The following is a 13,875-nucleotide window of genomic DNA, read 5'->3' on the forward strand; positions in this document are numbered from 1 at the left end:
TTTATAACTTCGAAACGTCTTTTATATATTGATGTACATCTAGAAAAACCGTTCCAAGAGCGGTTTTTATTTTTTCATTTGAATACAGATTTTTAGAATAAGAGGCTTTTGCTGTTGCCTTGGTAAGGCGTCTTTTCTGGAAAAATAAAGTAGAGAAAATCGCATCTGCAATCCAGAGAAAATTCATCAATAATGGTTTAGCGTGAATCCTTGGTTTTTTTACTTTTAAGGTGTCAGCAATTGTATTTAGGATATCTCTAAAAACAATGTTATCAGCAATTAAAGTGAAACGTTCGTTTTTGATATTGCTTTTCATTAATTCGTACGCAATTCTAACCACGTCAGTTATGGTTATAAAGCCAGTATTTCCAAGCGTGTAAAACGAAAGTCCGTTCGCTACTTTTTGATACAATTCGCTGCTTCCTTGTTCGAAAATTTTTGTTTTAGGAATTGGTCCCAAAATCACACCCGGATTTATAATAATAACATTAAGTCCTTCCTGAAGTCCGCGCCAAACTTCCATTTCGGCACCATATTTAGAAATAGCGTAATCACTGTGAGGTTTTTCCGGATTCCAGTCGGTTTCTTCCGTAATGTAAGTTTCATGTGGAGCAATATCTCCTAAAGCAGCTATAGAACTTACAAAGCAAAATTTCTTTACTTCTTTAGCAATAGAAAAATTAACCATATTGGCTGTTCCTTCAATATTGGTTTTTCTCAGAGCATCTTCATCCTTGGGATCAAAGGAGATTAAAGCTGCGCAATGATAAACGTATTCAATATTAATAAAAGCATTTTCTAAAGAAGGAACATCTAAAATATCAGCTTCAAGCCAATTGATTTTTTCAAACAGATCTCCTTTTTTATACAACTCAAAAACCGATTTTGCTTTTTGAATGTTGTTTTGGTTTCGATAAATAGCCCGGACATTTTCTCCATTCTCAATTAAATGAAGCAATAAATGCGCGCCAACTAAACCTGTTCCTCCAGTTACTAATACCATTTTGTAAAGATAAGTTTTTGTGTGAAAGGGGCAAAGTTGCAAAGGGACAAAGTTGCAAAGGTTTTTGATTTTGTGTTTTAAATTGACATTCATATTGTTTTTTGACTCTGATATTGACATTGCCTTTTGATTTTGATATTGACATTGATTACATTTGCACAAATTATTTTAAAAATGAAGAATCTAGTTGAAGAATTAAAGTGGCGAGGGTTATATCATGATAGCATGCCAGGAACGGAAGAACAATTGCTTAAAGAGGTAACTACGGCATATATAGGTTTTGATCCAACGGCAGATTCACTACATATTGGTAGTATGGTTCAGATTATTTTATTGGTTCACTTAAAGAATTTTGGTCATCAGCCTATTGCTTTGGTTGGTGGTGCAACCGGAATGATTGGTGACCCATCCGGTAAATCTGACGAAAGAAATTTGTTGAACGAAGAAACTTTGGCTAAAAATGTTGCGGGAATAAAAAGTGTTTTATCTCGTTTCTTAGACTTTAATTCAAAAGATGCAAATGCTCCGGTGATGGTAAACAACTATGACTGGATGAAAGAATTCTCGTTTATTGATTTTGCACGTGAAGTTGGAAAACGAATCACGGTAAATTATATGATGGCGAAGGATTCAGTAAAAAAGAGATTTGCCGGAGAAGGCGAAGGAATGTCTTTTACAGAATTCACCTATCAATTAATTCAGGGTTACGATTTTTATCATTTATATAAAAATAACAATTGCGTGCTGCAAATGGGTGGTTCTGACCAATGGGGTAATATTACCACAGGTACAGAATTAGTGCGCAGAATGGGAGGAGAAAATGCAAAAGCTTTTGCATTGACAACGCCTTTGATTACAAAAGCAGACGGTTCTAAATTCGGTAAATCTGAAGGTGGAAATGTTTGGTTGGATGCTGATAAAACTTCAGTTTATGCATTTTACCAGTTCTGGTTGAAAGTAACTGATATTGACGCGAAGAAATATATCAAAATCTTTACTTTTTTAGATAAAGAGGTAATCGATGCGTTGATTGAAGAACATGAGGTAGCGCCGCATTTATGGGTTTTACAGAAAAAATTAGCAGAAGAAATTACGACTTTTGTACATGGAAAAGAAGCTTTAGAAAAAGCAATTCAGGCTTCGAATATTTTATTTGGAAGTTCTACTGCAGATGATTTGAAGAAATTAGATGAAACTACTTTTTTAGAAGTTTTTGATGGAGTTCCTCAAGCTGAAATCGCAAAAGCAGATTTGGAAAACGGATTGGATATTGTTACTGTTTTAAACGAAAAAACGGGGTTTTTTAAGTCAAACGGAGAAGCAAGAAGAGCTTTGACAGCTAATTCTATTTCTGTAAACAGAGAAAAAATAAAAGAAGATTTTGTTTTGACAGCAAATGATTTGATCAATAATCAGTTTGTATTGTTACAAAGCGGAAAGAAAAACTACTTTGTAATAAGAGTGGTTTAACTGTTTAATCGGTTAATCGTTTAGTCGTTACATAAAGAAAACGATTAAACAAATCAACGATTAAATTTTAAAGCACCATTAAATTACAACCACGAATATCCGAATTATCAAAACGTCCCAATACCTCAAAAGAGTTGTTGGGATTTTTTTTGCCTAAATCCTGGGTAGCGATAAAAGAACATGAGTTGATGTTGGCTAAATCAATTACATTGATTCCACCTGTTTTTCCGTTTTTGACATAAGTAAGAGCGTCTTCAGGATCACGAATTAAAATGTGCATCCATGACGGACATTCAAAAACTCCTTCTCCTAAAGAATAGGCTTGTCCTAAAAGTTCGGTCATTCCATATTCTGAATGAATTGCTGTAACGCCAAAACCTTTACAAAGTTCTTCGTGCAGTTCTTCGCGAATCATTTCTTTACGTTTTCCTTTCATTCCTCCGGTTTCCATAATAATGGTATTCTGAAGATTGAATTGGTGTTTTTCGATCAAATCTAATAAAGCATAGGTAACACCAATTAAAATAACATTTTGACCAGATTCGTCAAGAGTTGTCAATTTTTTAATTAAGTCATCGTGATTGTGCAAATAAAACCCGCTATCCGGCTGATTGGATAGTTTTATTAAATCTTCGACCATATAAATAAGTGAAGATCCATCGCGTTCGAGATAAGACGGCAAAAGAGCTAAAACAACGTAATCTTCGATATTGCCGTAGAATTGAGAAAACCCATTGCGGTAACTTTCCTCATATAGGGAAACATTGGTCACTACATGTCGGCTTGTAATCATTCCGGTAGTTCCGCTGCTGGTAAAAGTAACCTGAGCAGGATCATTATTAGAAACTACATTATGGCTTTTGAAAAACTGAATAGGTAAAAACGGAATTTGTTCCGGTGATTTTACCTGTTGTGGATTGACTTTTAAAAAATCACAGAACTCCCTATATACGATATTATTCTCGTGTTGAAAACGAAATACTTTTAAGGCTATTTTTTCAAATTGTTTTTGACTCGAAATCGTAAATATATCGCTGGCTGTGATCAAAACTTTTTTTTGCAAAGATATTGTTTTTAGTTTTCAGTCCCAGTTTTTCAGTTGCAGTTTTTGCATGTAATGAAACTGAAAACTGAGACTTAGACTGAAAACTAAAAAAGCTCCTGAAAAGGAGCTTTTTTTTATAATTTATCGAATAATGAGCTTTCGTGTTGCAGAAGCATTTTCTTCGCTTATCTTGATGATATAAACGCCGGGAACCAGATCTGAAACATTTAATTCTCTCGAACTTAAATGTGCCTGAAGTACTTTTTTACCCAGCACATCAAAGATTGTTATTTCTTTTTCTAAATCATTTTTAGAGGAAATGTATACTTTTCCGCTTGTAACCGGATTAGGGTACAAGCTTAAACCCTCAATAGCAGATGCAGTTGCATCCTGAGGTTTTGGTAATTGCTTGCTCTCTTGCGCCGAAGCACCCAGAGTAAAGAAAAAAGCCAATAAGAGTGTAATATAAAAGTAGTTTTTTACCATCGCATTATTTTGATTAATGTAAATATACAAAAAAAAATACAAAAACTACGCCAAAAAAAAAACATCCTAATATTTAGGATGTTTTTAACATTTTATATATGAAGTGATTAGAAACCAACTGACCAGCTATTGATCCATTGTTAGTTATTTATCATCTTTCGTATTTTAATTATTTAGTCCAATCAGCCCAAGTAGGTAAAGTTGCACCAGCTCCAGCTCCAATTGCTCCAGTTGTAGTTCCAGATAATTTAGGACCAGTTAAATCAGTAATTTGGGCACCAAAAGTATAGTTTGTAATTGTAAAGAAACCAGCAGTAAGATTCGCAACAGCACCAGCATCAGTAGCTAATTTAGCAAGAGCAGCAGGCATATCATCAGCAACATATAAGTTTGTGTAAGCTTGTTTTCCACCACCTTCTTTGTAGTTGATTGTTTTTTCGTCAGCTGTAAAAGCTGCACCACCTTTAATGATTGAGAAGTTAACTAATTTAGCATTAGTTAAAGGAAGAGCTCCACTTGGATCTTTTTCATTGTTAGATCCTTCAACACCAGCTTTAGTAACACCTTTAATATATACATTAGTAGCAGTTCCTTGCCATCCGTCAGCGAAATCTAATGAATCGTCATAAGAATTTACAATTACTAAGTTAGAAGCGTTTACTGCTCCACCAAAGAATTCGATACCATCATCACCACTTTCGAAAGCATAGATGTTAGAAACTACAGTTCCTGAACCTACTCCGAAGAAAGAAACACCATTGTATTCTTTAGTTGCAGAGAATTTAGAACCAGTGTAAGCAATTTTTAAGTAATTAATGTTTCCTGAGTTATCAGCATTGTCAGTTCCTCCGTAGCTTAAACCACCTACTTCAGAAGTTCCGTTAGCTCCAGTATTTACGATACCATTACCAGCGATAATTAATCCACCCCAATCACTTTGAGCCGGAGTTGCTTTTCCAGATGTCATAGTTACTGGTTTTGCAGCAGTACCGTTGATGTTGATTTTTGCATTTCTTTCTACAGCAATAAATAAAGAAGTAGCTTCTGCAGTAGCAGAACTTTTGATAGTTGTTCCAGCAGGAATAACTAAAGTTGCTCCAGCTTTTACTACTAAACCTCCAGTTAAAGTATAAGTTTGAGCAGGGTCTAAAGTAACAACACCATCATTGATGTTTCCTTTTAAATCGTCAACTTTTAAAACGAAAGTACTTTTGTTTTCGTCGCTTTTGTTATTGTCGTCAGAACTACAGCTTGTTAAAGCAAGTCCTAATATTGCAGCTACTGCAAAAAATGATTTTTTCATTGTTGTTGTGTTTTTTATTGTTTTATTTATTTAAGGCAAAGTAAATGAACATATGTTTTTGCTGAGTTAAGACGGTATTAATAATATATTAAGTATATGGCTATAAAGTCAATTGTACTTAATGTAAAATTTACATTGACTTTTGATGTAATAAAAAAAGGTGATTGGTATAAGCCAATCACCTTTTTTAGTATTGCTAAGATGTATTCTTAGAACGTGTAGTTTAAAGTAAGTCTAATATCAGAACCTGCTTTGTAAGTAGTTACCGGAATATCGCCCACAGAACTTTTTCCTGGAACTTCACCTTGCTCTAATACGCGTTTGAATGTAGGGTTTAGAATATTGTTATAGATTAAACCTAACTTTATGTTTTTAGTTAGGCTTGAGTTTACGATAAAATCTAATTTGTTTACAGCTTTGTCAACCATATTACCAACTCTTGATGTCCCTATTACCGCTAATTTATCTGAAAAATAAGAATAAGAAACTGTTGCTGATATGTCTTTGTATTCTGCTAATTCTTTTAAAAATGATAAGTTAGCATTGGCTAAAAACGTAGAAGCTCCTGTTAATTTACTATCGCTAAAAGTAAAGTTAGCTCCAAAATCATTCTCAGAATTTACTTTATCATTACTTAAATCCTGATTACTATATAAGTAAGATCCGTTCAAGTCATATGAAAGTTTTGTTTTTAAATCCTTACTATTTTCAAGTACAAAAATGTCTTTTCTAATTTCTAATTCAACTCCCGCTACTGTTGCTTTATCACCTGTATTAGCATACGTAATATCATTTGAGGAAGAATTTAGAAACATTTCGTTAATTGGATTCTGGATAATTTTACCAAATGCAGTTACAGAAAATAATTCTCCAGGATTTGGGAAATATTCCCATCCTAAATCAGCGTTGTAATTTGTAGAAGCATATAAGTTTGCATTTCCTACATAAGCCTGTGCTACATCTTCATACATAATCTCTACTTGTTCTTTAAACTGAGGTAAAGTATACGTTTTACTAAATGAGAACTTTAAATTCTGTTTGTCATTTAAGGTGTATTTAGAGATCAAACTTGGTAAAATGTTGAATTTTGAACTATCTGAAGAATCACCATCTGGCTTAATAGTAGAATAAAAAGAAACATTTTGTACTGTTTGTTCTAATCTCGCTCCTAAAATAACGCTTAATTTATCAGTCAATGCATATTGTATATTGGCAAATCCAGCATTGATGTCTAGGTTACCATCGTATGATTGTTTGATTTTATTTGAGTAAGAAGATCCAAAATGTGCTTCGTCTAAATAATTGTCAACATGGTGAATATCTTCTTTTGGAAAAGACAATATATTTCTGTTTGGAAAGAAAGAGAATTGTTGTGTAGTGTAATCTACATTTTTTAATTTTCCTGAATATCCAAAAGTTACTTTTCCTTTGTATGCATCATCTTCACTTTTCTTGTTGAAATTATAAGAAAGAGCAATATTTGCAGAAAATTCTTTTTCTTTTAAGTCTTGAAAAAATCTGTGGTTGTTGATGTTAGAGTTCGTAAAGAAAGTATAATTTACTCCATCTAAAGCATGAACAAAAGTATTTTGCATACGATCCGGAATTGTATTATTTGAAATACTATATCCAACCGCCCAGTTTAAATTCCATTGGTCATTAAATTTGTTTTTCCCGACTAATTGGTTAACAAATAACTGTGTTCTTTCGAAAGTTCCACGTTTAATAAAACCTTGTATTTGTTGTTGTGCATCACCACCACCATCAAAGTTTACGTTTGTTCCTTCGTACTCGCTATAATCTTGTTCACTTGAATTTAAAAATAATGAGGTAAAAAAGATAGAGTGTTTGTTGTTGATTTTGTAATCGGCCGTACCCATAACAGTTGATGTAGTGTTATGTTTGTATGCAGTTCTAACATAATCACTTTGTATATCACCATCAGAAGTTAAACTACCTCTGCTGTAACCCTGAGTAAATCTATTTTTTGCACTAAAAGAAGCTGTAACAAACGTACTTAATGAACTTTCGTCAGTTAAGTTAAATTTTCTACCTCCTGATAATGTATAGAAAGCATTCATTACATTTTTGCTCTCTTTTCTGTCCCAGCTTGTTGCATAGCTGTATGGTTGTAATGGAGAATTAGGCACACCTACTGATTTAAAGCCAGTATAAGAAGGTCCGTCTTGTAAATAAAAATGATCCTGTCCTAAAACATTTGTATTAGCTCCAGTACCAATTGAGAAAGTAAGGAAAGGATTGCCGGTAAATTTTTTTGCACTAATATCAATGTTTGCTCCACCAAAATCAGCATAGTTTTGGGATTCAAATGTTTTACTTACACCAATATTATCTACAATATTAGTAGAAAAAATATCTAAAAGAATATTCTTGTTTGCAGGATTATTTGATGGCAATGGTAATCCGTTTAAAGTAGTAATATTGTAACGATCTCCTAAACCTCTCACGAAAACATTCCCTGAATCTTCTTGTTTAGAAACTCCACTTACTTTAGTAACTGCATTAGCTACATCATTTACACCTTTTCTTGATATTTCTTCGGCACCAATAGCGGCTTTAAAAGAAACTGCATTTTTTTGATCTAGTAATAAAGCAGATTCTTTTTGTTTATTTACTGCTGAAGATTTTACAACAACATCCTTAAGAGTATATCCTCCTGATGAAAGCACCTGATTAACTGTAACAGTTTCATTTGCTTTAACAGTTACTGGTTGTTCTACAGACTCATATCCAACGAAACTAAAAATAATAATATAATTTCCCGGATTTACATTCAACGAATATTTTCCGTCGATGTCAGTGTTTGCGCTAATATTTGTACCTTTAAGTAGTACATTAGCAAAAGGTAAAACTTCATTGTTCGTTTCTTTGTCGGTTAAAACGCCAGAAATTGTACCTTTGTTCTGGGCGATAGAAATCGTACAGATAAATAATGCAATAAATAGAAATTTTAAATTGAATTTCATTTCAGTGTTGTGTTTAATTTATTTTTGTGCAAAGAAAGAAACGCTGTGTAAAGTTCATGTTAGGCACTTGTTATGTTTTTGTGTCTTGTAGATTATCAAATTGTTACCAGATTAAATTACCGTTAACCACAATTTTTAACGGTTATTTTGTTAGTATATTTACGCTGTGAAATAAAAAACATCGAATATTTAATGAAGAAAATTTGATGTAAAAATCTCAATTTTTGCTATTTATGAAAAAAACACAAACCAAGATTTTATTAGTTGACGATGAACCAGATATCTTAGAAATCGTTGGCTATAACCTTGCTCAGGAAGGCTACCAGATTGTTACTGCTTCAAACGGAAAAGAAGCGATAGCAAAGGCTCAGAAAGAATTGCCGGACTTAATTATTATGGATGTAATGATGGCTGAAATGGATGGAATGGAAGCTTGTGAACACATCAGAAAAATTCCTGAATTAAATAATGTTATCATAACATTTCTTACAGCGAGAAGCGAAGATTACTCACAAGTTGCTGGTTTTGATGCAGGTGCAGATGATTATATCACTAAACCAATTAAACCAAAATTATTGGTGAGCAAAGTAAAGGCTTTGTTAAGAAGGTTAAAAGAACAAGAAGTTGTTAGTGATACCCTGAATGTAGGAGGAATCGAGATTAACAGAGAAGAATACAAAATTATTAAAGGCAATGTTGAAATTGCTTTGCCAAGAAAAGAATTCGAATTGTTTTATTTACTGGCTTCAAAACCCGGAAAAGTTTTTAAAAGAGACGAAATCCTCGATAAAGTTTGGGGAAATGAAGTTGTAGTAGGAGGAAGAACAATCGATGTTCACATCAGAAAGTTACGCGAAAAAATAGGAGAAGACCTTTTTAAAACTATCAAAGGAGTTGGGTATAAATTTGAAGTTTAGACAATCAATAAAAATTTGAACCATATAAGTGATATAAGTTCATTTAAATTATAGTACAACATACTTTTCGAATCAAAGTTTATCTTTGTCAAAGTTTTGAACTTTGACAAAGATTTCTTTTTTTAAGTTCTTAATGTAATTCATACAATTGCGTTTTATTTTAAATGAACTTATATTACTTATATGGTAGAAAAAATAATCTCTTAATGGTTCAATAATTCGATGAAAATTAATTTTAAAAAAACATACAAATTTGCTGTAAAGTCTGCATTATATATTAGTCTTTTTGGGACAGGATTTGTCTTGATATTGATGAATTTGTTCTATAAAAATGAACTAAAACATCAAGTTGCATTTGGAATAATTTTTATTATTTCAATCTATATATTCTCATTTCTGGTTTTACAATATCGTGTAGAACGTTTTATTTACAGAAGGGTTAAAAAAATCTATGATGAGGTTTCCTTATTAGAATCTACAACGCTTATCAATCAGCCTATTACTACCGATATGGAAACTCTTTCACGCGAAGTAAAAAAGTTTGCTACAGATAAAAAGCTGGAAATCGAAATGCTGGAAATCAGGGAGCAATATCGTAGAGAATTTTTGGGTAACGTTTCACATGAACTTAAAACGCCTTTGTTTACTGTTCAGGGTTATGTTTCTACTTTGCTTGATGGCGCAATGGATGATAAAACCATTCGAAAAAAATATCTGAAACGTGCTGAAAAAGGAGTAGAAAGATTAATTTATATCGTCGAGGATCTTGATATGATTACCAAATTAGAATCTGGTGATCTGGATTTAATGATTACCGATTTTGACATTGTTGAATTGATTCAGAATGTTTTTGATCTACTGGAAATGAAAGCCGACAAAAAGAAAATTAAACTGGCTTTTGAAAGCAAAAATGTACAGTCGGTTATTGTGCGTGGCGATCAGGACAGAATTCAGCAAGTTCTCGAAAACCTGATTGTAAACTCTATTAAATATGGTAAAGACGGCGGTTTAACCGAAGTTGGTGTTGTGAACCTGACCAAGAAAAAAGTCTTAATCAGAATTAGCGATAACGGAGAAGGAGTTGAAAAACAAAATATCCCAAGACTTTTTGAACGTTTTTACAGAGTTGATAAAAGCGGAACCCGATCAGAAGGTGGTTCAGGTCTTGGATTGGCCATTGTAAAACATATTATCGAAGCGCATAAAGAAAAAGTATATGTAGAAAGTGAATTCGGTATTGGTTCTGAATTCTCATTTACACTTGAAAAAGCATTAAAAGCACAAAAACCTGAGGTTAAAAAATTGTAAGCAGATTTTAATAAATTGCCGTAAAAGATGGCTTTTTAACAATAAATCAAGATACAGCAAAACCTCATAACATTAAATTTTTATTATAGTAACATCTTGTTAATGATTTCTTAACATAGGTGAGTCATCTTTGTACCCTGAAATTAAGGGAACTAAAGAAATAATGATAAAAAGAAAAATAGCTGTCATATTATTACTGATAAGTTTTACAGCAAATGCGCAGGATTTGAATAAACAGGATGTAAAAAACGAAGTAATGCGTATTTTAGATTCTATCAATAAAGCAAAACTTCCAGATACTAAATCTGGCGGAGGAGTTGAAGAACACTGGTATGACAAAATATCTTTAAGAGGTTATGCACAAATACGCTACAACGGTCTTTTCTCTACAAATGATAAAGTTTCCTGTGAACAATGTGATAAATCCTGGGGAACAACTTCAACAGCACCGGATGCACAAGCAAATAACGGACTATTTATTCGTCGTGCACGTTTAGTGTTTTCAGGTCAGGTTCACCCAAATGTCTTTTTCTATTTTCAGCCTGATTTCGCCAGTTCGCCAAGTACCGGAATTCAGAATTTTGTTCAGATTCGTGATTTATACTTTGATCTTTCTTTTGATAAGAAAAGAGAATACCGCGTTCGTGTGGGGCAAAGTAAAATTCCGTATGGTTTCGAAAACATGCAATCCAGTTCGCAGCGTTTAGCTTTAGACCGTAATGATGCAATGAATAGCGCGATCTTAAATGAGCGTGATTTAGGTATATTCTTTTATTGGGCACCAGCCGAAATTAGAGAGCGTTTTGCTATGCTGGTAAAAGACGGTTACAAAGGTTCAGGTGATTATGGAGTTTTTGCCTTTGGAGTTTACAACGGTCAAATTGCCAATAAACTTGACGGAAACCGTGATTTGAATGTGGTAGCAAGATTAACCTATCCGTTTGTTATTGGCAGTCAGATTATCGAACCCGGAATTCAGGCTTATACCGGAAAATGGGCTTTTACCGGCGAAATTTCACCAGGAGTAAAAGTAGACGATCCTCAATATGTAAAAGATCAAAGAGTAGGGGCAACTTTTGTATTGTATCCCAGGCCTTTCGGGATTCAGACCGAGTATAACATTGGTACAGGACCACGATATAATACAGTAACAAATACAGTTGATGAAACAGACTTAAACGGAGGTTATGTTTTGCTGAACTATAAATTAGACATTAAAAAGCATCGCATCTATCCTTTTGCTAAATTTCAATATTATGATGGAGGAAAAAAATATGAAAAAGATGCCAGAAGTTATGTCGTAAGAGATTATGAATTTGGCATCGAGTGGCAACCGCTGAAAGCTTTTGAGCTTACAGCGGAATATGTTATTGCTGACCGTACTTTTGAAGACAGCGTACTTCCCATAAACCGCCAGCAAGGTAATTTATTACGATTACAAGCGCAGTTTAATTTCTAAAGATTAATCTTCGAAAACACTAAATAACGAATCCCAGTCGATATCTTCGTTGAACTGAGTTAAACCTTTAAACGACTTTACTTTTGAAAGATCTTCGATAGTAAAGTCGTCTTGCATTGCAAACGGTACCAGATTTTCCTGTTGCAGTTTTACTGCCAGATATTCTTGCTCATATTGTCCCGGAGTAGGGATAAAAAAGGCTTTTTTGCCTAGTTTTGCCAGATCCATTACCGTTGTATACCCGGAACGGCATAAAACAAAATCACTTTCATTAAAAGTTTGTTCCAGTTGTTTTGAGTTCATGAAATTATAATACGTCACATTTCCGGCTTGCCATTTAGTTTGTGCTTTCTCTACAATACCTTGTACAAAAACAACTTTACCTTTATAATCAGCAACCTCTTTTTGTAATTTTTCATCTAAAAATGTACGTTGAGGTTCCGGTCCGGATAAAATGATCATCAAATCGTATAATTTTGGAGTTTCCTTTTTACGCATTCTGCTTAAAGGACCAATATATTTAAGATTAAGATCAGTTGTTTTAAGATGACCCAGTTCTCCTGTTAAATTTATTTCATCATTAGTATCAGGAACCCAGCATTGAGTATATTTTTTTATAACATGTTGATGGCATTTACTGGTAAACCAAGTCGTGTTTCCAGTCATTACATTCAATTGATGCGTCATAAAAACAGAGGGAATTTTTTTACTGAACACACCTAATCGATTATCAGAAATGATTCCATCGATTCCGTGTTTTTTGATCCAGCTTTTTACCATTTTTTTCTCATCCAGAATAGCGACAATCATTTTAGGTAAATTCTTAATCAGTTTCCATTTAAAGTTTTTACCATTCTTAGCATATTCGATATGATAAGAAGGAAGTTCAAGAGTTTGAATATATGGAAATTCTTTTCGTAATAACGCCAATGCAACACCATCTGAGGCTATTATTGGGATAAAATTATTTTCCTGAAGCGCTTTTATAATTGGGATACATCTTGTGGCGTGGCCTAATCCCCAGTTTAATGGAGCAACTAAAATTGTTTTGTTCGCAGAATAGTCAATGCTCATAATTTAACGCTTTTTAAAAACGAAGATAGAGAAATATGTTTTTTATGTTATTTCGCACATATTACTAAATTATTAACTCTGATTTAAGCTTCTAAGTTTTTAAGGTACTAAGATGCTAAGTTTTTTGCTTTTTAAATAAAAAAGCCGAACATTATGTTCGGCTTCAAAGTTTTTATCTTCTAATAACCATCTTAGTATCTTAGAGCCTTAATATCTTAGGATCTCAGCACCTTAACTAATCCTGAATATACGTTTTATTTCCATTTTTGTTAATGTAGTATTTACCACCTTTTGGACCCGTATATACTTTTTTCCCGTTATATTCACCGGTAACTTTATCAGCTACTTTTGGAGCTTTCTCCGTAGTTTCTTTTAATGTTTTAGTAGTTGTTTTTTTAGCTGCAGCATCTTTTTTAGCTGTTGCGTCTGCTTTCTTTGCGTCAGCTTTTGCACCATCTGCTGCAGTAGTTGCTTTTTTAGAGGCTTTTGCAGCATCACTTTTAGCTTTTGCAGCATCTTTGTCAGCTGCTTTTTTAGTTGCTGAAGCACTTTCTTTTTTTGCTGCTGCAGATGCATCAGTAGCTTCTTTCGCTGCTTTTTTGGATTTTGAAGCTTCTTTTTTCGCATCAGATGCAGCTTTGTCAGCAGTTGCTTTTTTCTTTTTGGCAGCAGTTTCGGTTTTGCTTTTTGCCTCTTTTGCAGTTGTTTCCTGAGCATAGAAACTAGAAGAAAAAACAACCATAAAACAAAGTAATAATAATTTTTTCATAGGGTTACGAGTTTAAATTTCAATTAAAATTAATCAATTTATTAATATGTTTTT

The 13,875-nt window shown here is 33.3% G+C and carries 11 protein-coding genes; 4 read left to right on the forward strand and 7 right to left on the reverse strand.

Annotated features, from left to right (window positions below; translation table 11 throughout):
- Window position 1 precedes the first annotated feature (1 nt).
- The gene (locus tag BXU01_RS07745) at window positions 2-1,003 is read right to left on the reverse strand and encodes an NAD-dependent epimerase/dehydratase family protein (protein WP_083692632.1); all 1,002 of its coding nucleotides are present in this window, start codon (window positions 1,001-1,003) and stop codon (window positions 2-4) included.
- Window positions 1,004-1,177: 174 nt separating this feature from the next.
- Between BXU01_RS07745 and tyrS the strand changes: the two genes are divergently transcribed.
- A complete protein-coding gene (tyrS, locus tag BXU01_RS07750; protein ID WP_083692633.1) occupies window positions 1,178-2,473 on the forward strand; it encodes a tyrosine--tRNA ligase in 1,296 nt (431 codons plus the stop codon).
- Window positions 2,474-2,540: 67 nt separating this feature from the next.
- Here the strand turns inward: tyrS and BXU01_RS07755 are convergent, their stop codons facing one another.
- From BXU01_RS07755 to BXU01_RS07770, 4 genes are all read right to left on the reverse strand, one after another.
- Window positions 2,541-3,521: an acyl transferase gene (locus BXU01_RS07755; protein WP_083692634.1), complete on the reverse strand. Its 981-nt coding sequence runs from the start codon at window positions 3,519-3,521 to the stop codon at window positions 2,541-2,543.
- 138 nt (window positions 3,522-3,659) lie between these two features.
- Window positions 3,660-4,004 carry a T9SS type A sorting domain-containing protein gene (locus BXU01_RS07760; RefSeq protein ID WP_083692635.1) on the reverse strand — a complete coding sequence of 115 codons (345 nt, stop codon included), beginning with the start codon at window positions 4,002-4,004 and terminating at the stop codon, window positions 3,660-3,662.
- Between the two features lie 169 nt (window positions 4,005-4,173).
- Window positions 4,174-5,307, reverse strand: a complete 1,134-nt coding sequence (locus tag BXU01_RS07765) for a hypothetical protein (protein WP_083692636.1) — start codon at window positions 5,305-5,307, stop codon at window positions 4,174-4,176.
- A 209-nt stretch (window positions 5,308-5,516) separates the two neighbouring features.
- Window positions 5,517-8,294: a TonB-dependent receptor gene (locus BXU01_RS07770; protein ID WP_083692637.1), complete on the reverse strand. Its 2,778-nt coding sequence runs from the start codon at window positions 8,292-8,294 to the stop codon at window positions 5,517-5,519.
- 233 nt (window positions 8,295-8,527) lie between these two features.
- Here BXU01_RS07770 and BXU01_RS07775 point away from each other — a divergent pair, with 233 nt between their 5' ends.
- The 3 genes from BXU01_RS07775 (at window position 8,528) to BXU01_RS07785 (ending at window position 11,978) form a co-directional block, all read left to right on the forward strand.
- Window positions 8,528-9,211 carry a response regulator transcription factor gene (locus tag BXU01_RS07775; RefSeq protein ID WP_041518469.1) on the forward strand — a complete coding sequence of 228 codons (684 nt, stop codon included), beginning with the start codon at window positions 8,528-8,530 and terminating at the stop codon, window positions 9,209-9,211.
- 222 nt (window positions 9,212-9,433) lie between these two features.
- On the forward strand, window positions 9,434-10,519 hold the full coding sequence (locus BXU01_RS07780) for a cell wall metabolism sensor histidine kinase WalK (protein WP_083692638.1): 1,086 nt from the start codon (window positions 9,434-9,436) through the stop codon (window positions 10,517-10,519).
- A 163-nt stretch (window positions 10,520-10,682) separates the two neighbouring features.
- Window positions 10,683-11,978, forward strand: coding sequence for a porin (locus BXU01_RS07785; protein ID WP_083692639.1), 1,296 nt, complete (start codon window positions 10,683-10,685; stop codon window positions 11,976-11,978).
- Window positions 11,979-11,981: 3 nt separating this feature from the next.
- Here BXU01_RS07785 and BXU01_RS07790 read toward each other — a convergent pair whose 3' ends face one another.
- Both BXU01_RS07790 and BXU01_RS07795 read right to left on the reverse strand, forming a co-directional pair.
- On the reverse strand, window positions 11,982-13,052 hold the full coding sequence (locus tag BXU01_RS07790; RefSeq protein WP_083692640.1) for a glycosyltransferase: 1,071 nt from the start codon (window positions 13,050-13,052) through the stop codon (window positions 11,982-11,984).
- A gap of 235 nt (window positions 13,053-13,287) precedes the next feature.
- Window positions 13,288-13,821, reverse strand: coding sequence for a hypothetical protein (locus tag BXU01_RS07795; RefSeq protein WP_083692641.1), 534 nt, complete (start codon window positions 13,819-13,821; stop codon window positions 13,288-13,290).
- Between the last annotated feature and the right edge of the window lie 54 nt (window positions 13,822-13,875).

This window comes from [Flexibacter] sp. ATCC 35103 (genome assembly GCF_001975985.1).
Lineage (GTDB): Bacteria > Bacteroidota > Bacteroidia > Flavobacteriales > Flavobacteriaceae > Flavobacterium.